This is a genomic window from Hymenobacter baengnokdamensis, assembly GCF_008728635.1.
GTDB lineage: Bacteria > Bacteroidota > Bacteroidia > Cytophagales > Hymenobacteraceae > Hymenobacter > Hymenobacter baengnokdamensis.
In genome coordinates this window covers 645,876-667,522 of record NZ_CP044285.1, presented here as the reverse complement: position 1 = coordinate 667,522, position 21,647 = coordinate 645,876, and the positions used below count along the sequence as shown (strand labels likewise).

The 21,647-nt window shown below is 61.3% G+C and carries 14 protein-coding genes and 1 tRNA gene; 6 read left to right on the top strand and 9 right to left on the bottom strand.

Annotated elements, in window-relative coordinates; genetic code table 11:
• Nucleotides 1-45: 45 nt before the first annotated feature.
• Nucleotides 46-522 carry a DUF4293 family protein gene (locus F6X24_RS02775; RefSeq protein WP_151086403.1) on the top strand — a complete coding sequence of 159 codons (477 nt, stop codon included), beginning with the start codon at nucleotides 46-48 and terminating at the stop codon, nucleotides 520-522.
• 82 nt (nucleotides 523-604) lie between these two features.
• Here F6X24_RS02775 and F6X24_RS02770 read toward each other — a convergent pair whose 3' ends face one another.
• From F6X24_RS02770 to F6X24_RS02745, 6 genes are all read right to left on the bottom strand, one after another.
• Entirely contained in the window at nucleotides 605-1,645 is a 1,041-nt protein-coding gene (locus tag F6X24_RS02770; protein ID WP_151086401.1) for a DUF4476 domain-containing protein, read from the bottom strand.
• 171 nt (nucleotides 1,646-1,816) lie between these two features.
• Nucleotides 1,817-3,760: an OmpA family protein gene (locus F6X24_RS02765; protein ID WP_151086399.1), complete on the bottom strand. Its 1,944-nt coding sequence runs from the start codon at nucleotides 3,758-3,760 to the stop codon at nucleotides 1,817-1,819.
• Between the two features lie 70 nt (nucleotides 3,761-3,830).
• Nucleotides 3,831-4,319 (bottom strand): hypothetical protein, encoded by a 489-nt coding sequence (locus F6X24_RS02760; RefSeq protein WP_151086397.1) that lies wholly within the window; start codon nucleotides 4,317-4,319, stop codon nucleotides 3,831-3,833.
• 219 nt (nucleotides 4,320-4,538) lie between these two features.
• The gene (locus F6X24_RS02755) at nucleotides 4,539-5,447 is read right to left on the bottom strand and encodes a (Fe-S)-binding protein (RefSeq protein ID WP_151086395.1); all 909 of its coding nucleotides are present in this window, start codon (nucleotides 5,445-5,447) and stop codon (nucleotides 4,539-4,541) included.
• Nucleotides 5,448-5,491: 44 nt separating this feature from the next.
• A complete protein-coding gene (locus tag F6X24_RS02750) occupies nucleotides 5,492-5,788 on the bottom strand; it encodes a hypothetical protein (RefSeq protein ID WP_151086393.1) in 297 nt (98 codons plus the stop codon).
• A gap of 30 nt (nucleotides 5,789-5,818) precedes the next feature.
• Nucleotides 5,819-7,201 carry a (Fe-S)-binding protein gene (locus F6X24_RS02745; RefSeq protein WP_151086391.1) on the bottom strand — a complete coding sequence of 461 codons (1,383 nt, stop codon included), beginning with the start codon at nucleotides 7,199-7,201 and terminating at the stop codon, nucleotides 5,819-5,821.
• A gap of 173 nt (nucleotides 7,202-7,374) precedes the next feature.
• Here F6X24_RS02745 and F6X24_RS02740 point away from each other — a divergent pair.
• Nucleotides 7,375-7,447, top strand: a tRNA-Phe gene (locus tag F6X24_RS02740).
• A 106-nt stretch (nucleotides 7,448-7,553) separates the two neighbouring features.
• On the opposite strand, the gene F6X24_RS02735 is transcribed toward F6X24_RS02740, so the two are convergent.
• Together F6X24_RS02735 and F6X24_RS02730 are read right to left on the bottom strand one after the other, a co-directional pair.
• Entirely contained in the window at nucleotides 7,554-8,759 is a 1,206-nt protein-coding gene (locus F6X24_RS02735) for an OmpA family protein (protein WP_151086390.1), read from the bottom strand.
• Nucleotides 8,760-9,316: 557 nt separating this feature from the next.
• On the bottom strand, nucleotides 9,317-12,265 hold the full coding sequence (locus tag F6X24_RS02730; protein ID WP_151086388.1) for a 7TM diverse intracellular signaling domain-containing protein: 2,949 nt from the start codon (nucleotides 12,263-12,265) through the stop codon (nucleotides 9,317-9,319).
• 168 nt (nucleotides 12,266-12,433) lie between these two features.
• Between F6X24_RS02730 and F6X24_RS02725 the strand changes: the two genes are divergently transcribed.
• The 3 genes from F6X24_RS02725 to F6X24_RS02715 all read left to right on the top strand — a co-directional run bounded on the left by F6X24_RS02725 (nucleotide 12,434) and on the right by F6X24_RS02715 (nucleotide 17,751).
• Entirely contained in the window at nucleotides 12,434-15,460 is a 3,027-nt protein-coding gene (locus F6X24_RS02725; protein WP_191906427.1) for a PAS domain-containing protein, read from the top strand.
• Between the two features lie 249 nt (nucleotides 15,461-15,709).
• Nucleotides 15,710-16,885, top strand: a complete 1,176-nt coding sequence (locus F6X24_RS02720) for a methionine aminotransferase (RefSeq protein WP_151086385.1) — start codon at nucleotides 15,710-15,712, stop codon at nucleotides 16,883-16,885.
• Between the two features lie 62 nt (nucleotides 16,886-16,947).
• Nucleotides 16,948-17,751, top strand: coding sequence for an amidohydrolase (locus tag F6X24_RS02715; RefSeq protein ID WP_317132506.1), 804 nt, complete (start codon nucleotides 16,948-16,950; stop codon nucleotides 17,749-17,751).
• 54 nt (nucleotides 17,752-17,805) lie between these two features.
• Here the strand turns inward: F6X24_RS02715 and F6X24_RS02710 are convergent, their stop codons facing one another.
• Nucleotides 17,806-20,157: a T9SS type A sorting domain-containing protein gene (locus F6X24_RS02710; RefSeq protein ID WP_191906426.1), complete on the bottom strand. Its 2,352-nt coding sequence runs from the start codon at nucleotides 20,155-20,157 to the stop codon at nucleotides 17,806-17,808.
• Between the two features lie 151 nt (nucleotides 20,158-20,308).
• Here F6X24_RS02710 and F6X24_RS02705 point away from each other — a divergent pair, with 151 nt between their 5' ends.
• Complete coding sequence (locus F6X24_RS02705) at nucleotides 20,309-21,607, top strand: UDP-N-acetylmuramoyl-tripeptide--D-alanyl-D-alanine ligase (RefSeq protein ID WP_151086382.1); 1,299 nt, start codon at nucleotides 20,309-20,311, stop codon at nucleotides 21,605-21,607.
• Nucleotides 21,608-21,647 lie beyond the last annotated feature (40 nt).

Genomic DNA, 21,647 nt, shown 5'->3' with positions numbered 1-21,647 from the left:
GCCTGGCAACGCGCACCGGCGCGGGCCTTTTCCACAACCGCAAAGATGATACAAAGAATTCAAAGCGTTTTTCTGTTGCTGCTGGCTTTAGCCATGCTGAGCCTGCTCGCCCTGCCTCTCTGGCACAAAGTTGATGCCCTCACGCATCAGGAACTAACCCTGACGGCCTTTGGCTTTACGCCGACCAACATGCCGCGCCCCGCCACAAATGCGCCGGTCTGGGTAATTGGCGTGCTGGCCCTGGCCTCGGCGGCGGTGGCCATGTACGAAATTTTCCAGTTCCGCACCCGGTTTACCCAGCTCAAGCTGGGTATGCTCAACCTGCTGCTGATTATGGCCACCTTCGGGGCCGCGTTTTATTTTTCCAATCAGGGCGAAACGTTGCTTAACCCCAAGCTCGAAGGCCAGTTTCAGCCGGCTTTCTACCTGCCCACGCTGGCGCTGCTGCTGAACCTGCTCGCCAATCGCTTTATCCGGCGCGATGAGCAGCTGGTGCGCAACAGCTACGACCGGTTAAGATAGCATATTTTATATATGGCAAAAGCCCCGGTTGCCAGTCTGGCAGCCGGGGCTTTTGCGTGGTGTTTGAAGGTCGGAAAGGTAGTTAGTCTTGCGGCAGGCCCACTGCCTGCTTCAGCGTGCGTATGCTCGATTTGAATTGCAGCGCGCTGTACACGTGGCTGAAATTCTGAGGGTCGCTGAGGTGCGAGTAGCCAAAGCGCGCCAGCTCAATGCGCGACTCATCGTGAACAAAGGTCCTGACCAGCTCGGCCAGCTCATCGGCGCTGAGGCTGCTTTGGTCGAGGGCCTGGGTAGCGGTGCGCAGGCGCTCCTCATCGGTGGCACGCTGGCGCAGGTCCTGGCTGAGGCCTTCTACGTCGGCCGGAGCCAGGGGCTGCAGGCTGGCCGCGCTGTTGGGGACCGTGCTCGGGTCGTAGCCGCCGTTGGCGGTAGTGTCGGGGTAGCTGCCGGCCGGTGCGTTGTTATAATCGCCGGAATTGCTCTGCGGCTGGCCGTTGCCGGGGTAAGCGGGAGCCGGGGCAGGGGCCGGGTAGGACTGAGGCTGCTGGCCGGGGTAAGTCGGGGTAGGCACCGGTGCCGGGTAGGGCTGGGGCTGCCCATTGCCAGGATAGGCCCCGCGCGGGTCATAGCCGCCGTTAGGGTAGCCCCCCTGAGCGGGAGCCGGCGCCTGGCCTGGGCCGTAATAGCCGCCCTGTGGGTCGTTGTAACTGCCCTGGCCATTGCCATACGGAGCAGCGCCCTGGTCATAATAGCCCCCCTGCCCGTAGGCCGGGCTGCCAATCGGCAACACGCCAACCTGCCGCAGCTGTGGCCCATACGGGCGCACTAGCAGCACGTAGTCGGTTTCCAGGCCGGGTTGCAGCCACACCGTAGTGCGAAAGCGCATCGGCGGGCCGTAGCCGGTGGGCACGCTGAACTCGGCCCAGTGCCGGCCGGGTGCCAGCAGCGCTACCCGTACCTGGGGCGCTACCGGCCGCGTCAACAGCCGCCCATCCAGCACCAGGCTAAAGGGCTGGCCCTGCTCGGCCGTAATAGTCAGGTTGGCCGGCGGCGCGGCCAGCGCTGGGGCTACCGCAGTCCAGGTAAGGAGCAGCGTTGCAGCCAACTTAAAGAGGGTTTTCATAAATGACTAAACCAGGAAGCAGTAAAAATCCTTGCAGCTTCGGACAGCTAAATTCAAACCCCGTGCCAACAAAAAAGCCTTCGCTAAGCAAAGGCTTTTTCGGGATGTATTAATTATTCAATATATATTTAATAATTAATATGATTATCGGCAAAACTGGTTGGGCCATTCTTATTTGTCTATTCGCGTCACTTTAAACTCGGTGCGACGATTGCGCTGGTAGTCGGCCTCGGTCTTGGCATCTTTCACGATAGGCCGGGTTTCGCCGTAGCCTTTGGCCGTGATGCGGCTCTTGTCGATGCCCTTGCTGATAATGTACGCCACCGCCGCCTCGGCCCGCTGCTGGCTGAGCTTGAGGTTGTAGGCATCTTTGCCCCGCTGGTCGGTGTGCGAGCTCAACTCGATGTTAATCTTGGGATTGTCCTGCAAGGTTTGCACCAGCGTATCGAGGCGGATAGCCGCGTCGGGGCGGATATTGAACTTGTTGTAGTCGTAAAAAATGTCCTTGATTTCGATGGCCCGGTTCACGACGATTTTATTGAGCGTGAGCGTCACGGGCAGCTTGATATCGTTCTGGGGCTGAGTCAGTGCCTCCGGGTTGGGATAGTGCCCGATGGTGCTCAGGCTGGCCCGCGCCGTAAAGTCGCCGTTGCGGTCAGCAAATAAGCCGTAGGTCTGAGCCGAGTCGAGCTTGGTCGTGAATTTGCCATCGGGGCCGGTGAGCACGTCGCGCTTCTGACCGGTGCCGCTGGTGATGGTTACCGTTTCATTGGCTACGGGGGTGGTTGCGCCAGTTTTGCTATCGCGCTCCACTACTGTGCCATCGGCAAAGAACGTAACGATTTTGCGCGGCTTCTTTTTAAATGAGTATAAGTCGTCCGAGCCTTTGCCGCCCGCCCGGTTGGAGGAAAAAATACCTACGCCGGGGGCCGTGAAATACGGCGCAAAATCGTCGGCCGGGCTGTTGATGCCGGGGCCCAGGTTTACGGGCTTGCCGCCTTTCACCTGGAAAATATCGAGCTTGCCGTAGCCGGGCCAGCCATCAGACGAAAAGTAGAGCGTGCCATCGGGCGCTACGCCGGGGAAGTTGTCGTTGCCCACCGAGTTGATGGCCTCACCCAGGTTTTCGGCGGGCGAGAAGCGGCCATTGGGGCCCAGCGTGGCCTTGTACAGGTCGTTGCCGCCCTGCCCACCCTTGCGCCCCGAGGCAAAGTAGAGCGTGGTACCATCGGGGGCAAAAGCCGGGGCAAAGTCGTCGGCCGTGCGGTCATTGATATTAGCCAGGATGGGCGTCGTCCAGGCCCCGTCGCGGTAATAGGAAATCCACAAATCGACGCTGCGGTAGCCTTTTTTCGAGCCATCATTTGAGCGGGCAAACACCATCGTCTTGCCGTCGGGCGTGTAGGTGGCGCTGGCTTGCAGCTCTTTGTCGTTATTAAAAATGGGCTCCAGCTTGCGCGGCGTACCGCCGGTCAGGGCCGTGGGGTCGTCAAATTTCTGGGCATAGAGCGCCGTGTAGCGCTCGCCATTGCCAGGATAAGGCTTGCCGTCGCGGCCCGAGGCAAACACCAGCTCGCCGCTCGGCATGCGCGAAGCGGAAAAATCGGAGCTGGGCGAGTTTAGGGCCTCTACGGGAGATACTTCGTAACCGGCCGCCGCGCCGGCCAGCGCCTTGCTGGCCAAGGCATTGCGTGCTTCGGCTTCCGCACGCGCGGCCAGCGTGTGGTTGGTGCCGTTTTGGGCGTAGGCGGTAAAGCGGGCTGCGGCCTCGTCAAACTTGCCATTAGCTTTCAGGGCTTCGGCATAGCGGTAGCCGAGGTCGGCGTTGCGCGAGTTGCCATCGAGCGCTGCTTTATAATAGGGCTCGGCCTGGTCGAGCCGATTGGAAAGCCGGTAAGATTCGCCCAGGCGGAAATTGGCCGTAGCCGCACCCTTACCCTTGGCCGCGTCGGCTTTGTAAAGCGGGATAGCCGCCTCGTACTCGCCACGCTGAAAGCGTTTATCGGCTTTGCTTAGCTTGCCCGAGCTGGCACAGCCGCTCAGCGCCACAGCCGGGCCGGCGGCCCCGATAAGCAGTAATTTTCTGAGGGACGAAAAGCGAATTGAGAGAGCCATGCAGCCAGGAAATGCAAGTCGGGGTTTGGTAGGCAATAATACAACTGTTTGGGCCAGCCCCCGCCCGATGCTACCCGGCAAAATAGCTGGCTAGCCAGGTTTGACCGGCCGGGGCGGGCCAGTGGTCGTCTAATTCCTGCTTGGTGCCCAGCGTATTGTTGAAATACAAGGTCTCAGGAGTCAGCTCACCGGCCGCGATGGCCTCGCGCAGCTCGCGGCGGGTGAGCAGCCGGAGCCCGTCGTCGCCCAGGAAAGCCATGCGTGACTTTTCCAACAAGCTTAGCCCCAGCTCTTGTTCCAGGGCCTGCACAAATCGCACCGATGCATCAATAGAGCAGCCGCTGGCCCCCGCCACGGCTTCGTCGAGGCCAATCACCAGAAACTGCCGGTGCAGAAACTGCGCCGAAGCGGCCAGGTCCCGGCCGTGGCTCGTCCATTCTTCGGCAAAGGTGGCCAGGCGGGGTAGCAGCCGCACCAGCTCTTCTTCGGTGAGGGGGCGGCTGGCCTGATATATCCACACGCGGGCATGCGGGGGCAGGTGGTCAAAGGCAACGTACATAGCACCACGGAGTAGCACGGGTTTTGGCGGACTGCACAGATTTTGTAGGTGCCGTGAAGCCGTAAAGCCCGTTGGTTGAAACGAAGGGAAGAGTGCAACAGCAGGCAGGTGAGCCAACGCGCACCGACTGCAAAATTTGGGATATCGGTTCAGCAGGTTGGCCCTGCCCCTGGGCAAACGCAGGAGCACCGGCTACAAAATCCGGGCTAATCCGTGGTCTCAGGCGTTGATGCCTTCGGCGCTGGCCACCAGCTCGGCCAGGTCAAATACCTGCACGATACCTTCCTGTTCCTTGTTTTTCACGCCGTCGCTCATCATGGTCATGCAGAAAGGACAGCCCACGGCAATGATACTACCCTGCAGCTCGTGCTGGCCGGGCGCGGGGCGCTCGGTTTCGACGCCGCGCAGGTTATCCAGCGCCGCCGCGGCGCCGCTCAGCGTGGCCAGCGCCTCCTCGGTGCGCTCGATGTTGATATCCTTTTTGCCGGGCTCGGGCTCTTTCCACATCTGGGCGCCGCCGGCGCCGCAGCACAGGCCGTTGGCGCGGCTACGCTTCATCTCCACCAGGTCGGCGTCGAGGGCCGCCAGTACGTCGCGCGGGGCTTCGTAAATGTTGTTGGCGCGGCCCAGGTAGCACGAGTCGTGAAACGTGATGCGGCGGCCCTTGAAGCTTTCGCCGCCCTTCACCGCTACTTTGCCCTCGTTGATAAGCTCTTGCAGGTAGGTGCTGTGGTGAATTACCTCGTATTCACCACCCAGCGCCGGATATTCGTTTTTGATGGTATTGAAGCAGTGCGGGCAGGCCGTCACGATTTTCTTGATGCCGTAGCCATTCATCGTCGTGATGTTTTGCATGGCCTGCATCTGAAACAAAAACTCGTTGCCGGCCCGCTTGGCCGGGTCACCGGTGCAGCTTTCTTCGAGGCCCAGCACGGCGTAGTTGGTGCCCACGTGCTCCAGAATGCGGGCGAAAGCGCGCGTCACGCGCTTGTAGCGGTCATCAAAAGCGCCGGCGCAGCCCACCCAGAATAGAATTTCAGGCGACTTGCCCTGGGCGGCCAGGTCGGCCACAGTGGGCACGGTAAGCTGGCGCTTGGCCGGTGCAGCAGGGGAGGAGGTAGGCGTCATATTTTTTTGCTAAATACTCACAATTACTAACAACGAGGGCTCAATCAAGCGAAATCACCGGGGTGCTCCAAGCGGTCGAGACGACGGTTCGTATCGCGCTGCAACCGGGCCGCGGGGTCCAAAATACCCATACTATCTTCAAGCTCGCGCTGATGCTTTTGCTGGTTGAGCGCCAGCGTACGCGAAATTTGTTGGTGCGCCACCTGGTCTTCTGCCACCGTGTCAAGTTGATGTTCTACGTTGCCCAGCCGATTATTCATCTCCGCTAAGGTTTCATGAGTCAAGTCTTGTTTACGCAGCAGTTCGGCCAGCAACTCTAAAATTTGGTCTTCGCCTTTCATAGAAAGATAAGCTAGTCGGCGCGTACTAATTTATGTCGTCACCTTCTCCGCCACGTACAGCTCGTCGGCCCAGTTGAGGCGGTCGGAAGGCGAGAAGGCCCAGGGCGCACCGTTGTTTTCGATGTTGGAGAACATGACGTTGAGCGAGTTGGGTGCGGCCGACTCTTCCAATACCAGAAAACGGCGCATCTCGATAATACTTTCCAAAGGGTTGATATTCACCGGGCAGCTTTCCACGCAGGCGTTGCAGGTGGTGCAGGCCCACAACTCCTCGGGCGTTACTTTGCCGCGCAGCAGCGTAGCATTGGCCAGGTCCGTAACGGGCTCGTGCCTGGCTTCGGGGCCGTACACGTTGGGGTGAAATAGTAGCGGCGAATTATATTTCTCTTCCACCCGGTCGCGGGTGTCCATGATGATTTTGCGCGGCGAGAGCAGCTTGCCCGTGAGGTTGGCCGGGCATACCGAGGTGCAGCGCCCGCATTCGGTGCACGAGTACGAGTTCAGCAGAGCCGTCCAGGGCAGGTCTTCCACATCCTTGGCGCCAAAAGGCGTCGGGGCCACGGCCGAGCCGTCGGGGTTGGTAGCCGGCGCCGGCACTATGTAGCTCGGGTCCATCATGGCCTTCACCTCGTGGGTAATGCTGTCCACATTGGAAAATTGCCCCTGCGGCACCAGGCGCGAATACCATACGTTCGGAAAAGCTGCCAGTATGTGGAAGTGCTTGGAGCTGGGCAGGTAATTGAGAAACAGCAGGATGCCCGTAATGTGAATCCACCAGCCGGCGCGCTCCAGCACTTCCAGCGTCCCCACGTCAGAGGTCGTGAGCAGGCCCGATAAGAAGTGGCTGACGGGGAACGCGCCCGGCAGCCCCTTGCCTTCGAGTTGGTGCAGCCGAATATCGGCCGAGTTCATGAAGAATAGCGCCAGCATAAGCGCTACTTCTATATAGAGAATAATATTGGCATCGAGCTTAGGCCACATGCGTAGCTCCACGCCGGTAAACCGCTGCACCGGCGGGCGGTGGTTGCGCCGCCACCAAAACGCCGCTACCGCCACAATAACCAGCGCCGCCAGTGTCTCATTCACGGCCATCAGGGCGCTATACACCGGCCCCAGAAAGCTCAGGAAGCGGTGCGTGCCAAACAAGCCATCGATAATAATCTCGATTACCTCGATATTGATGACGATGAAGCCCACGTACACCACCAGGTGCAGCAGCGCGGGCGTAAGGCGCTTAAACATTTTTTGCTGACCAAAAGCCACCAGCAGGGTTTTGTTGAGGCGCTCGCCGAAGTGGCCGCTCATATCGCGGTCGCGGCCCACAAGGATATTCGCCCGAATTTTGCGGACCTGCCAGGTAAACAGGCCGAAGGCTGCCAGCAACAGCAGCGCGAAAAGAATGGGTTGCAGCATAGACGGTAAAGGTAAGCGGCGGGGTGGGATAGGGCCGCAATTTAGTAGGCATGACGACTACTTTAGGTGCTCCTCGCGCACGTTTCTGAAATTTTTTCGCCCAGATTCTTGCACGGTAACCCGGTTTTCGTACCTTTGCGCTCCCAAGCCGCTAACCCGGCTTCGGAAAACCCGGCAACATAGCTCAGTTGGTAGAGCACAGCACTGAAAATGCTGGTGTCGTTGGTTCGATTCCAACTGTTGCCACAAAAAAAGCCTTCTGCATCAGTGCAGGAGGCTTTTTTTCTTTCCAAGAAATGGGTGGTCGGCTTCTTCGCTTAACTATAGCCAAGCAAGATTTGAGCGGGCCGCGCTAAATTTTTACAAACTCGACGCGGCGATTCTGGGCCTTGGCTGCGGCGGTATTGCTGGGGTCGAGCGGCTTGGTTTCTCCCAGGCCCTTGGCGGTGAGGCGGTCAGCGGAGATGCCTGCTTTGAGCAGGGCAGCCCGCACGGCCTCAGCGCGTGCCTGCGACAGTTTTAGATTGGCCGCGGCATCACCATCCGAGTCGGTATGGCCTTCGATGGTGAAGCGAAGCGCTGGCTGGCTTTGCAGCAGGCTTGTCAGCTGGGTGAGAGCGGGCTGCGAGCTTGGCTTGATAACCGCCTGGCCAGGGTCAAACAAAATATCGTGGCTTACGATGCGGCCATCGGTCATGAGGCGGGCATACAGGTCTTTGCCACCCTCGGCCAGCCGCACATTGCGTACCAGTAGTGGCTTGGTATCGCCGTAGATGGGCCGGGCCCCGATGGTAAGGCCCGTCGGCTTGCCGTGCACATCGGGCACGTTCAGCAAGCGGCTCTGGTCGAGGTAGCCTTTAAGGCTGCGCTGGTTGAAAGCCAGCGCGAGGTGATGCCAGCTGCCGGCCGGCACCGTTTCGGTCAGGGTTTCCTGTCCCAGGTTTTTATCGGGCATTGTAATGCCTTTTTCCGTGATTTGCAGGTATCCCAGCTCGCCATTCACCTCCTGGTGGTGCTTGCGCTCGTCCCACAGCCACACAAACATGCGTTGGGAGGGCAGCAGAAATACGTCCATCTCCAGCGTAAACGCCGCTGGCAGATAGTTGGCCTCCTTGATAAGCGGGCTGATGTCGGCATTACGGGCGATGGCAATTGCTGGCTGCCCGCTCGCGCTCAGTACTTCGGCGCTGCCGTCGAGCAGCTCCCAGCGGGCCGGAAACTCGCCCAGTTGCTCGCCGGCCAGCCGGTCTTCAAAAATAATTTTGGTGCCGGGCACAAAGTCGTAGCGGGAAGTCAGGTGCTCACCGCTGGCCGGCGCTGGGCTACCCGCCGCCTCGGTGGCGGCCGGGCTGCTTCCTGTGCCCTTGGCGGCCGAGGTAGCCGCGCTTTCGGTTTTGTCGAGACCTTTGTTAATGGCCTGGTCAGTGCGCTGGCTAAGGCGATTGTTCACCGCATTCTGCACGCGGGAGCCGATATCAGGTAGCCGGAACTGGGCGTGGGCGCCCGGCGCTGCGCCAAGCAGCAGGAGTGCTAAAGCGGTATGATATAGATTTTTCATAATATTGATGGGCGTAGCCTGAGCTGCCGTTTGAATGGAAATTTTGAGGAAGAGTGCTGGCTGCTTAAAACGAAGGGGCTCTTACTCGATGTCGGGCCGGCGAGCCAGGTCGAAGCTGCCCTTGCCGATGGTAAGTAGCTGACCTTTATCTTCTACCAGTGTGCCGGTAATCGTGCCTCATACCCGCCCGGCCGCTTGCCAGCTCGCAGCTCGCCCGCTAACCAGCATGGGCACAACCACCAAAACCTATGTATTACGTCCGCAAAGCGGACGCGGAGAAGAGCAAAAACCTGCCATGTAAAGTAGGATGAAAAGCCGGGCCGACGTATGCCTTGCTGCTGGTGCTGTGCTCGGCGTAGGGGTGCAAGCCATTGACTTCGGCAAAGGTGGCTGACTCCCGCTGGTGGTAGTTAGCAGGAATTTTGCAAAAGCTAGCACTTTTGTAACAGAGCGTGTAGTATGCTCATAATCAAGCCTGATTAATGAAAAAGCCCGATGCTATCGGGCTTATAGCTGCAATTTAAATCTCCGCCAGTGGGCAATGAAGGCTCATGCTTCTACTCCGTGAGGGCCGCCTGGCGGGCAGCGTGTTCTGACGGCGGGTAGCCATACAGCTCCCGAAAGCACTTGGTAAAATAGGATAAATGCTGGAAGCCTACCTGGTAGCACACTTCGCCGACATTGCCGGCTGTGGCAGCCAGCAGCTGTGCGGCCCGGCGTAGCCGCACGGTGCGAATAAACTCGGTAGCGGGCTGGTCGGCCAGTGCTTTGAGCTTGCGGTGCAGCTGCATCCGGCTCAGGTGCAGCGCATCGGCAAATTGGTCAACGCTAAAATCGGGGTCGGCCAGGTGCGCTTCTACCACCTCCAGCGCCCTGGTCAGAAAGTGCGCATCGACCGAGGTAATGGCGATATCGCGGGGCTGCAACGTCATTTCCTGCCCGAAGCGCCGCCGCAGCAGCTGCCGCTGCTGAATGAGGTTGCGCACCCTGGCCCGCAGCTCAACCGGGCGGAAAGGCTTGGTGAGGTAGTCGTCGGCGCCCAGCTCCAGGCCGGCCAGCCGGCTTTCGTCGGTGGTGCGGGCCGTGAGCAGCACCACCGGAATGTGGCTGGTAGCTTCATCGGCTTTCAGCCGTTCGCACAAACCCAGGCCATCGAGGCCCGGCATCATCAGGTCGCTCACAACCAGGTCGGGGTTGTGGGTATGGGCTGCTGCCAGGCCAGCCGGCCCATCGGGAGCGAGCAGCACGCGGTAGTCGGCCGCCAGGCAGGTGCGCAGGTACTGACGCATGTCGGGGTGGTCTTCCACAATAAGTACCAAGGGCCGGCTCCCGGAAGTGTCGGCTGCTGTCCGGGCCGACCGCTCGGTTGGGCCGGGCCGCTCGGCCAGGGCAGTAGTTGCCGGCACTTCGGCTGCCGTGGGCTGGGCCATTTGCTCGGGCGTTAAGTGAGCGCAGCCCAGCCGAAGCCGTACTTCAAAGGTAGTTCCCTGGCCCAGCGTGCTTTGGACGCGTACCTGGCCTTGGTGCAGCTGCACGAGCTCTTTGACCAACGCCAGGCCCACGCCCGAGCCACCGTACGGGCGCGTAAGGGAGTCATCTGCCTGCTGAAATCGCTCGAAGATGCGGCCCAGGTGCCCGGGGGCAATACCCGGCCCGGTATCCTGTACCTGAAGCACGGCCTCCTGGCCGTCGGCATAAAGCCGCACGCGCACCGTGCCACTGGCTGGCGTAAATTTCAGGGCATTGCTGAGCAGATTACCCAGGATTTTTTCCAGCTGGTCGGGCTCTACCCAGGCTTCCACGGCGGGGCCATCGGCCTCAATAAGCAGGTGCAGGCCGCGGCTGGCGGCCAGCGAGCTAAAAGCCGCCGTGTGGGTGCGCACGAAGCGGTGCAGGTCGGTGGGCACTGCCCGGAGCCGGAGCTGGCCTGCCTCAAGGCGGGCCACGTCGAGCAGCTGATTGACAAGCTGAAGCAGGCGCCGGGCCTGGTGGTGCATCAGCTCGTACTCGGCCGCCGCCGGATGGTCGGCGCGGGTATCAGCCACGAGCTGTTCGAGCGGGGCCAGAATAAGCGTGAGTGGCGTGCGCAGCTCGTGGCTGATATTGGTAAAAAAGCGCGTCTTTAGCTCATCCAGGCTTTGCAGCTTATCGGTGGTTTGCAGGCTGGTTTGCAGCTCCTGGTAAGCGTGCTGCAGCTGCGCCGCATGGCGGGTCAGCTCGCGCGTGGCCTGCTCGCGCACGTCATCCTTTTCGCGCAGCGCCGCAATAGTGGCCTCCTGAGCCAGCTGCCGCTCGCGCCGGGCCACGTTGATGCGGTCGGCCAGCCCCAGCGAGAGCAGAATTACATCGAGCGCCGAGGTAACCCGAATACCATATTCGGTAAAAAACGATACGGGCAGCAGCCGCAGCGTGCGCAGGTAAAACGCGATAACGGCGAGCAGTACCAGCGTCCAGCCGGCCATATAATACCGCGCCGGCCGGTAGCCGGTGAGGGTGACGGCGATGCCGGCGGCCAGCAGCGCCGCGCTCACGGCCAGCGCCACCAGGGGCGCCAGCCAGCCACTCCAGTCATAGGGTACGAACGCAGCCAGCAGGGGCAGGGGCGTAAAGTAAGCAACTACTCGCAGCGCCCGGTCGAGCCGCGGCGCAAGGCGCCCGGTTTCCAGAAAGGAGCGCACCGTGAGAATGCCGGTAAACAGCGTAGCTCCCAGCAGCAGGCCCTCCAGTAGGTCGATGTGCTGGCTGGTCAGAGCCGGCGCGGCCAGTATCGGCGCCAGCCACTGGCGAAGGTAGCCGGTGGCCTGCGCTTGTAAAAGCGCAAAGCTGCTGGCATACAGCACGTAGTAGAGGTAGGTGCGGTCGCGGATAGCCAGAAAAAGCAGCAGATTGTACACCACCAGTACCAGGAAGGTGCCAAAAAAAAGCGTTTCCCACACGTCTCCCTCCCGAAACAGCTGCAGCAGCTGCGTGCGCTCGCAAATCTGGAAGTTATATATACTGCCGGCTGAATGCAAGTAAAAGGTGCGGAGCTGCCCGCTGGGCAGCGTCAGGGCGATGTTGAACCGCCGGCCCGGTAGCGCGTGCAGCGCCGCCCAGGTGTAGTCGGGGTCGAGGTGCTGAGCCCGTACCACCCGGCCTCGCTTGTCTACCGTAAACAGGTCGAAGCTGGTCAGGAAAGCCCGCATGCTCAGTACCCATTGGGTGCGTGTGTCGAGCGCGTTGCCGAGCTGCCACCGTACCCAGTACGTGTGGCTGCCGGCAGTATTGGGAATAAGCTCGGGGCTGCGCCGAAAGCGGCTCGCATAGGGCGCCGACAGCACCTGAGCCAGGCTCAGCGGCGCGCCGGGCGGGTCGGGCAGCAACTCTAACAGCGGCGAAAGCTGATACGTCTGGGTCGTATCGCGCAATAGCAGGGCGGGCGGGGCCGCCGTAGCCGGCACGCGCTGCGCTGCCAGGCACCGGGTGGCCGGCCACAGGCTCAGAAGTAGAAATAGCCAAAACCGCATATTTTGCCAGGTGAGCAGCGCCAGATAAAAATCGGCCGCCAGTGGGCAGCCGGGGTTAGCGGCAAATTACAAATAATCAGGAATCTGGCCGCCGCAATGCAGCCGGGAGGTGGCCAAATTCTGAGGCGTAATGGCCAAGAGCGGCCTGCTTTACGTAGCTTGGGCGTCATGGCCGAATTTGCTGCTCCCTCTTTCGACGATTTACCTGTAGCATACCCGCCCGATGAGCTGCTGTGGGCAATGCTTGAGGTCTCGCTTACCGGCATGGCCCTGTACTCGCCCATTCGGGACGCCGGCGGCGTCATCGTCGATTTTACCATCGACCTGCTAAATCCGGCGGCGCAGCGCATTCTGAAGCAGCCGGCGCGGCCGGGCGGCACCTACCTGCACTACTATCCGCACACGCTGGAAACAGGCGTATTTGCCTTTCACCGTGATACGTTTGAGGCTGGTGGCCCGGCGCGTCTGGATGTCAACTATCAGGGCGACAGCCTGGATAACTATTTCCGGCTGTCGGCGTGCCGGGTAGGGCAGGGGCTGCTCGTGAGCTTCACCGACACTGCCGACGAGTCGCGCTCGGCCGTAGAAGTGGCCCTGCGCCAGAGCCAGGTAAGCGAGCGGGCCGCCCGGGCCGAAGCCGAAAGCCAGCGCCAGCAGCTCTATAGCCTGTTGCAGCAGGCTCCCGTAGCTTTTGCGTACCTGGAAGGCCCTGAGCACATTATTACCCTGGCTAACCCCCTGGTTTGCCGCTTGTGGGACCGCCAGCCCGAGGAGGTAATTGGCTTGCCGCTGCTAGTGGCCCTGCCCGAGATTCAGGGCCAGGGGTTCGACCAGCTGCTGGCCGAGGTGCTGCGCACGGCGCAGCCTTTTCATGGCACAGAAGTGCCGGCCGTGCTGAAGCGCCAGGGGCAGCTCGAAACCGCCTACGTTACGTTTACCTACCAGCCCCAGCGCAGCGACGATGGCACCGTGACGGGTATTGTGGTGGTGGCAATTGAGGTAACCGAGCAGGTGCGGGCCCGCCAGCTGGTAGAAGAGCAGGCGCGCCAGACAAACCAGCTAAATGAGGAGCTGGCGGCTGCCAATGAAGAGCTACAAGCTGCTAATGAAGAAATACGAGCCAGTACCGACGAGCTGCTGGTTGCCCAGCACGAGCTGCGACAACTAAATGAGGTGCTGGAGGCCCGCGTAGCCAAGCGCACGCAAGCCCTGGTTGAGGCGCTAGAAGAAACCCAGCGCCAGCGCGAGCAGGTGGCGGTTCAGGAAAATCGGCTTCAGCAAATACTGAGGCAGGTGCCGGCCGCCGTGGCTACCCTGGCCGGTCCTCACCACCACTACACTTTTTTCAATACCAGCTTCCAGGCCCTTACCGGGCACCGGCCACGCCTGGGAGCTGCCCTGGGCGAAGTATTGCCCGAGTTGCTTGAGCAAAGCATGGGGGAGCTGCTCGACCAGGTATATGCGAGCGGCGAGCCGGTATCGGGTGCAGAGCGCCCCTTGTGGCTACAAAACGCCGCCGAAGCTGAGCCCGAGCAGCGCTACGTTGATTTTAGCTTTCAGCCACTGCTCGATGCCCAGCAGCAGACCACTGGTATTCTGATATTTATTGTCGATACGACCGATAAGGTACACAACCGCCAGCAGGCCCAGGCCGCCCAGGCCGAAGCTACGGCTGCCGCCGAGCGGCTGGCGGCGCAGCGCCAGGCATTTTACCACGTATTTGAGCAGACATCGGCCCTTATTTTTATTGCGCGGGGCGCGCAGCACTTTATTGAGTACGTCAATCCGGCCTACCAAGAATTGTTTCCCGACCGCGTACTCATGGGCCGGGCTACGGCCGAGGCCATTCCGGCCGCCGTTACCGGCGGCTTTATTACCTTGCTCGACCAGGTGTACCAGACCGGAAGCCCCTACTTCGGCAATGAGGTGCCCGTGGTGGTATACGACGCGGAAGGCCGGCCCTCTACACGCTACCTGAACTTTACGTATCAGGCCGACCGTGAAAACGGGGAGATTGTCGGCGTGTCGTCGTTTGCCTTCGACATAAGCGAGCAGGTAGTTGCCCGCCGGCAGCAGCTGGAGCAGCAGGCCCAGCTGGCCGACCTGTTTGCCCAGGCCCCGGTTGCCATTGCCATCATGCGCGGCGCGCACTACGTTATCGAAGTAGCCAACCCGCTGATGGCCCAAATCTGGGGGCGCACGCCGGCCCAGGTAGTTGGCCGCGAATTGCTGGAGGTGCTGCCCGAAGTGCGCGACCAGGGATTTATGGAGCTTCTCGACCAGGTGATGGCGACCGGCGAGGCCTTTGTGGCTCAGGAGGTAAGCGCCCTGCTTGAGCGCGAAGGCAGTCTGAAGCAAGTGTACCTCAACTTTGTATACCAGCCCTTACGTGATGCGCAAGGGCTGATTACGAGTGTGGCGGTAGTAGCTACCGAAGTAAGTGAGCAAGTGGCCGCCCGCCAGCAGGTATCGCTATCTAATCAACGCCTTACTGCTGCCAATGAGCAGCTTATTCGTACCAATGCCGACCTCGACAACTTTATTTACATCGCCTCACACGATTTGCGGGAGCCTATCGGCAACATCGAGGGCCTGGTAACCGCGTTGCGCGAAGAGCTGGACCAGGTAGCCGACCTCACTAATATTACGCCGCTGCTGACCATGATGCAGCGCGCCATAGAGCGCTTTCAGCGTACCATCGGTGACCTGACGGAGGTTACCAAGCTGCAAAAAGCGTACGAGCAGCCTGGCGCTGCTGCTATCGACCTGGCCGCGCTGGTTGAGGCCGTGCGGCTCGATTTGCAGCCCCAGCTGGTTGCCACTGCGGGGAAGCTTTCGGTGGATGTGGCGGCCTGCCCTCGCGTAGCTTTTTCGGAAAAAAACCTGCGCAGTGTTATTTACAACCTACTCAGCAATGCTTTTAAGTACCGCCACCCTCACCGCCGGCCGCTGGTGCGCCTGCGCAGCTACGCAGCTGGTGCCTACAGCGTGATAGAAGTACAGGACAACGGCCTGGGCCTCGACGAAAACCAGCAGCGCCAGCTATTCGGCTTGTTTCAGCGCCTGCACAGCCACGTAGAGGGCACGGGCATCGGGCTCTATATGGTCAAGAAAATACTGGACAACGCCGGCGGCCGCATAGAGGTGGCCAGCCAACTGGGTGTGGGGTCCACTTTTCGGCTGTACTTTCCGTAAGTAATCAGGCAACTTACGCACGGCTTTAATATATTAAATTTAATATATTAAACTTCTGTCGGCTTGCCGGCTACGGAGCCGGACGCTGCCGTAGTCTCCACGCCGACGCAGCGGCCTTTGCCGCGCATTTATACTGCCTATGCTTTATTTTGCTCGGCAGTAGCCGGGCTGCGCACTGCCTGCGGGTTAGAAACTCCTGATTGTCAGGCCAATTTAGTAGCTGTTTTTTTGTTGCTTACAGTAGCGCTTATGCTTTCTTCCAAGCTACCTGATGTTGGGGTCAGTATTTTCAGCCGGATGACCTTGCTGGCCCAGCAGACTGGTGCGCTCAACCTGGCCCAGGGTTTTCCTGATTACGACCCGCCGCTGGTGCTGCGCGAGGCGTTGGCGCGCCATGCGCTGGCCAGCGGTAGCCATCAGTATGCGCCCATGCCGGGGCTGCCCCGCCTGAGAGCGGCCATTGCGGCGCAGGTAGGCCGCTTGCAGCCCGATGCGCCTGCCCCCGACCCCGACACCGAGGTAACCATCACGGCCGGGGCTACGGAGGCGCTCTATGGCGTACTGGCCGCCGTTGTGCGCCCCGGCGATGAGGTGATTATTCTGGAGCCGGCCTATGACCTGTATGGACCGGCTGTGCGCCTGCAGGGTGGGGTGCCGCGCTACGTGCGCCTGCCGGCTCCGCAGTTCCGGCCCGATTGGGACGACGTGCGCAAGGCGCTGTCGCCCCGCACCCGGCTCATTATGGTGAATAGCCCGCACAACCCCAGCGGCGCGGTGTTTGGGGCTGCCGACTGGGACGCGCTGGCGGCTCTCACTGAGGGCACCGATATACTGGTGCTCTCCGATGAAGTGTATGAGCACCTGGTGTTTGACGGCGTACTGCCGGGCAGCGCGCGCCGGCATCCGAGGTTGCGGGCGCGTAGCTTTGTGCTGTCGTCGTTTGGCAAAACCTACCACGCTACCGGCTGGAAGGTGGGCTACTGCCTAGCTCCGCCCGCCCTCAGTGCCGAGCTGCGGCGGGTGCATCAGTTCGTGACCTTCGCCGTAAGCACCCCCACGCAGCACGCCCTGGCCGATGTGCTGGAAGCCGACCCTGCCGATGCGCACGCCCGCGGCCTGGCCGGGTTTTATCAGGCTAAGCGCGACGAGTTTGCGGCCCAGCTGGCCGGCACCGGCTGGGGGCTGCTGCCGGTGCCGGGCGGCTACTTTCAGCTGGCCAGCTATGCAGCGCTTTCTACCCTGCCCGACCTGGCTTTTGCCGAAGAGCTGGCCCGGCAGTGGGGCGTGGCAGTAGTGCCGGTGTCGGCATTTTACCACGATGGCTACTCTACTGGTCTGGTGCGCTTTTGCTTTGCCAAAGGCTCGGCGATGCTGCGCCTGGCCGGTGAGCGCCTGGCCCGGCCACCTTTAGTGCCAGGGCGTTAGCTCCTGAAAAGATAGTGGTGCCTCCTGGGAAGCCGCTTTGGTAACAGAAATTACGAGTTGGTATGATGAAGAAAGATTTAACGGTATCCCTGGTCCAAACTACTTTACACTGGCATCAGCCCGCCGAAAACCGCGCACTGATTACTGATCTGCTGGCCTCAGCACTGCCCGAAAAAGGCCTCACCGACCTGATTGTGCTGCCGGAAATGTTTACCACCGGGTTTAGCATGGAGGCTGAGTCGCAGGCCGAAACGTTTCCCGGCCCCACGCTGGACTGGATGCGCGAACAGGCTGCCCGCTACGATGCCGTGGTTACGGGCAGCGTACTCACCCGCGATGGCAGCTGCTTTTACAACCGCCTGTTCTGGGTGCGGCCCGATGGCAGCTATAGCGCCTACGACAAGCGCCACCTGTTTCGGCTGGCGGGCGAGCACCTGGTGTACTCAGCCGGCACCAGCCGCCTGCTGGAAGAGTGGCGCGGCTGGCGCATCCGGCCGCTTATCTGCTACGACCTGCGCTTCCCGGTCTGGAGCCGCAATGACCGGCACGACCCCTACGACTTACTGCTGTACGTGGCCAACTGGCCGCAGGCGCGGGCCGAAATATGGAAAACCCTGCTGCGGGCGCGGGCCATCGAAAACATGGCCTACACCTTGGGAGTCAATAGGCTGGGGCTTGATGGGGTTGGGCAGGAATATTCGGGCCAGTCGGCGCTGCTCGATATTCATGGCGAATACCTGGCGCAGGCCGGCAACCTTCAAACGGTGCTTACGCACACCCTGCAGGCAGGCCCTTTGGAGGGCTACCGCGAGCAGCTACCATTCCTGCTCGACGCCGACGATTTCATGCTAAAAGACTGTGGCTGACCAGCAGCTCCCGGTAAAAAAGTATAGCGAAGTATCCTGGTTGCTCCCGGCCTCTTACTCTACGGCCAGGCGCTGGCTGGTAGCAGTGCCATCGGTTGCAGTGGCCTGCACTACATACAGGCCGGGGGCGAGGGCACGCAGGTCGAGGTGGTGAGTGCGCGCGGGCGTCAGGTCGCTGAGCACCTGGCGCCCGGCCAGGTCAAACAGGCGCAGGCGCGTAGGCTGCGCGGTTTCGGTGGTGGCGGCCTGCGCGGCCGGATTGGGGTAAATACTGAGGGCCAGGCTGGCGGCAGCAGCCGTGCGCGTGGCCAGCACCGTGCGGTTGCGGGGCATAAAGCTGATAATGCCGCCGGTTTGGGTGCCTACGTATAGCTCGGGAGTGCCATCCTGGTTGAGGTCGGCCGCGGCGGCCGCAAAGCGCAGTACGTAGCCCTGACCCAGCCGGGCCGGTTCATAAAGGCCACTAAAGCTGTTGTAAAACAATTCATTGCGCGCAATGAACTTGGGGCCCTGGCTGCGAAAGTTACTGTAAAAGCTGACCGTGCCTTTGCCGTCGAGCGTCAGCAAATCGGGCTGGCCGTCGCCGTCGAAGTCGGCTACTGCGGGCGCCAGAAAAGCCGGCCGGCTGCCATTGTTGAGCAGCTGCCCATAGTCGCCATCGGCCAGCACAAAAGCATTGGCCAGGTTGCCCAGGCTGCCTGCGCCCTGGTTGCGGAAGTAGCGCAGGCTGCCGCCGCTGGGCTGCAAGGCATTGGTGCCCAGCAATAAATCTACGTACCCGTCATTATCAACATCAAAAAAGCAGGGCGTGTCGCCTTCCAGCGAAGAAACCACGGGGTTGCCGGTAAGGCCCGGCAGCTGAAAGTAGCTGGCCTGCGCCGCCGAAAAACTGGCCGCCTGGCCGGCTGATGCAGTATTTAGTATATAGTTTAAATTTAATGTTGTGCCGTTGTAGGCCGAGTACACCAAATCGAGGGCACCGTCGCGGTTGAGGTCGACCAGCGCCGGGCGTAGCGACTCGAATTTTACGCTCGGGGTGAGGGCCGCGGTGGCCGCCAGGCCCAGGTAATCATCGGTTACGAGCTGAAAAACAGGCCGATGAGCAGTGCCCACGTTGCGGTAGTAGTAGAGGCTGGCCCGGTAGTAGCCATTCACTAAATCGCCCTGGTTGCCCACCAGCATATCGGTGAGCCCGTCGCCGTCGAGGTCGCCAAAGGCCGGCATGCTGCCCTCGCTCGCGTCGAGCATATCATTCTGTAAAAAGCCATCGCTGCTCAGGCTGAAGCTGGGCACGGCACCTGCGCTGGTAGCCGTGTTCAGATACAGGGGTACGCTGTGGCGCATGCTCACGCGGTCGAGCGAGTTGTCGGCCATATTGGGCGACACCACCAGGTCGGGTATCCCGTCGAAGTTGGCATCAAACGAGTAGGGGGCCGGAAAAACCGGCACGTTCACGGGCGCGGCCGCCGACGGAAACGCGCTGCTGGCCCCGGCCGCCGCGATAACGGCGTCGGTGTTCGACGCCCCCGAGTTGAGCAGTCGCGTCAGCTGCGGGCAGTTGTCGCGGCCGTCGAGCAGGTCGAGCTTGCCGTCGCCGTTGAGGTCGAGCAGCAGCACGTTGTGGCCCGTGCTGTGCTGAATGCGCTGCGGCGAGCAGGCCGCCGCCCCTTGCAGCTGGTAGTTGGCGCAGTCGGCGCAGGCTACTACCTGGCCCCAGTAGTTGGTGGCCTGGGTAAAGGAGCTGATGCCGCCGCAGCTGCCGGTACTGGCATTCAGATACAGCTCGATTACCGTGGAGCCTACGAAGTCGTAGGTCAGGATATCGAGCCGGCCATCGCCATTTACATCCTGAATGCAAGGCAGATTGTACGCCCCAATGTTGAGGTTGCTGATGTAGCCGTTGTAGATAGGAAACGTCAGCTGGTTGTTGGCCAGCACAAAGCTCGGATGGCCGGCCGCGTCGGGCACGTTGTGAAAAACCCGAATGTCGCCGCCGCTGGCGAAGGTAAATAAATCGGCCCGCCCGTCGCAGTCGTAGTCGCGCAGCAGCGCCCAGCCCGAAAGGTCGGTGGGGAAAGCCCACTCGTACTCGGGCGCATACTGCCAGCGCCGGCCCTTGCCGCCGGCAGCGGCCACGCTCAGAAAGGTATAGCTGCGCGACGTTTGCCGGTCAAACGCATAGAGGTCGGGCTGGCCATCGCCATTAAAGTCGATGCTGCTGAACTGCGGCGCGTTGAGGCCGCCGGCCCAGGGCATGCCCAGCGTATCAGTGCCCTGCACAATGTTGGCTACGCTGCCGTATTGAAAGCCAAACTGGGAGCCCGACGTCTGACCCTGGGCCGGGCCGGCGAGCAGTCCGCCCCACAGCACCAGCAGTAGCCCAACGCGCGATAGGATATGCAGCATAAAACAAAGGATGATAAAGGCCAGAACAGCGCGGCCGGCCGGCATAGTTTAGCGCGCCGCGTAAAAATTGCATGTTACTTTGCATTTGCCCGGCCCAATCGACTGGCGGACCGGCTTTGTCGCCGGGCGGCCATCGCTCCGGCTTCTGCTCATGACTCTCTACGACCATTATCTCGCCGCGCAGGGCCAGGTGAGTACCGACTCGCGGCAACCCCAGCCCGGCACCTTGTTTTTTGCCCTCAACGGCCCCAGCTTTCGCGGGGCTGACTTCGCAGCCGGTGCCCTGGCTAAGGGCGCCCGCCACGCCGTTGTTGACGACGAGGCGTTGGCGGCCCAGGACCCCACCCGCTACACTTATGCCTCCAACCCGCTGGCCGCCCTGCAGGCCCTGGCCCGCGAGCACCGCCGCCAGTTTCGGGGCCCGGTGCTGGCGATAACCGGCTCCAACGGCAAAACTACCACTAAGGAGCTGCTGACAGTGGTGCTGGCCCAAAAGTTTACGGTGCTGGCTACCTTGGGAAATTTGAATAATCACATTGGAGTGCCCCTTACGCTGCTGCGCCTGCGCCCCCGCGAGCACAATTTTGCCGTGATTGAGATGGGAGCTAACCACCAAGGTGAAATCGCCGACTACTGCCAGTGGGCCGAGCCTACCCACGGCCTCATCACCAACATCGGCAAGGCTCACCTCGAAGGCTTTGGGGGCGAAGAGGGCATTGCAAAAGGCAAGGGTGAGCTATTCGACTATCTGCGTGCTACCGATGGCATCGCTTTCGTCAATACCCTCGATGCGAAGCTGCCCGCGCTGGCGGCTGCCGTGCCGGCGCGCCTCACGTACCCCGGTCCGGCCGACGACTACCCGGCGGCGCTGCTCAGCGCCAACCCCGCGCTGCGCCTGCGCCTCTGGGAAGGCACCCAGGTAATGGCGCAGCTTACCGGAGAATATAATTTTCCGAATATGGCCGCCGCCGCCGCAGTGGGCGCTTTTTTCGGCGTGCCGGCCGGGCACGTAGCCGAGGCCCTGGCCACCTACAATCCGCAAAACAACCGCTCGCAGCTGGCGCACACGGCGCTCGGCAACGACCTGCTGCTGGATGCCTACAATGCCAACCCCAGTAGCATGGTCGCGGCGCTGCGCAGCTTTGCCCAGCGCCCCGTGGCGGCCGGGCAGGGCCGGGTGGCTATTCTGGGCGATATGTTTGAGCTGGGCCAAACCAGTGCCGCCGAACACCAGGCGCTGGGAGAGCTGCTGGCCACTTTGCCCCTGGCTAAAGTAGTGCTCATCGGTGACCTGATGCGGGCTGCCGCGGCGGCCTGCCCGGCCGCTGCTCACTTTGCCGATAAAGCCACTGCCGCCGCGTGGCTAACGCAGCAGCCCTTACGCAACCAGCTCATACTGCTCAAAGGCTCACGCGGCATGGGTTTGGAAACGCTATTGCCCCTGCTCTAGCGTTGCTGATGGGCCGGCCCCATCAGCCGCACTTTTGCCT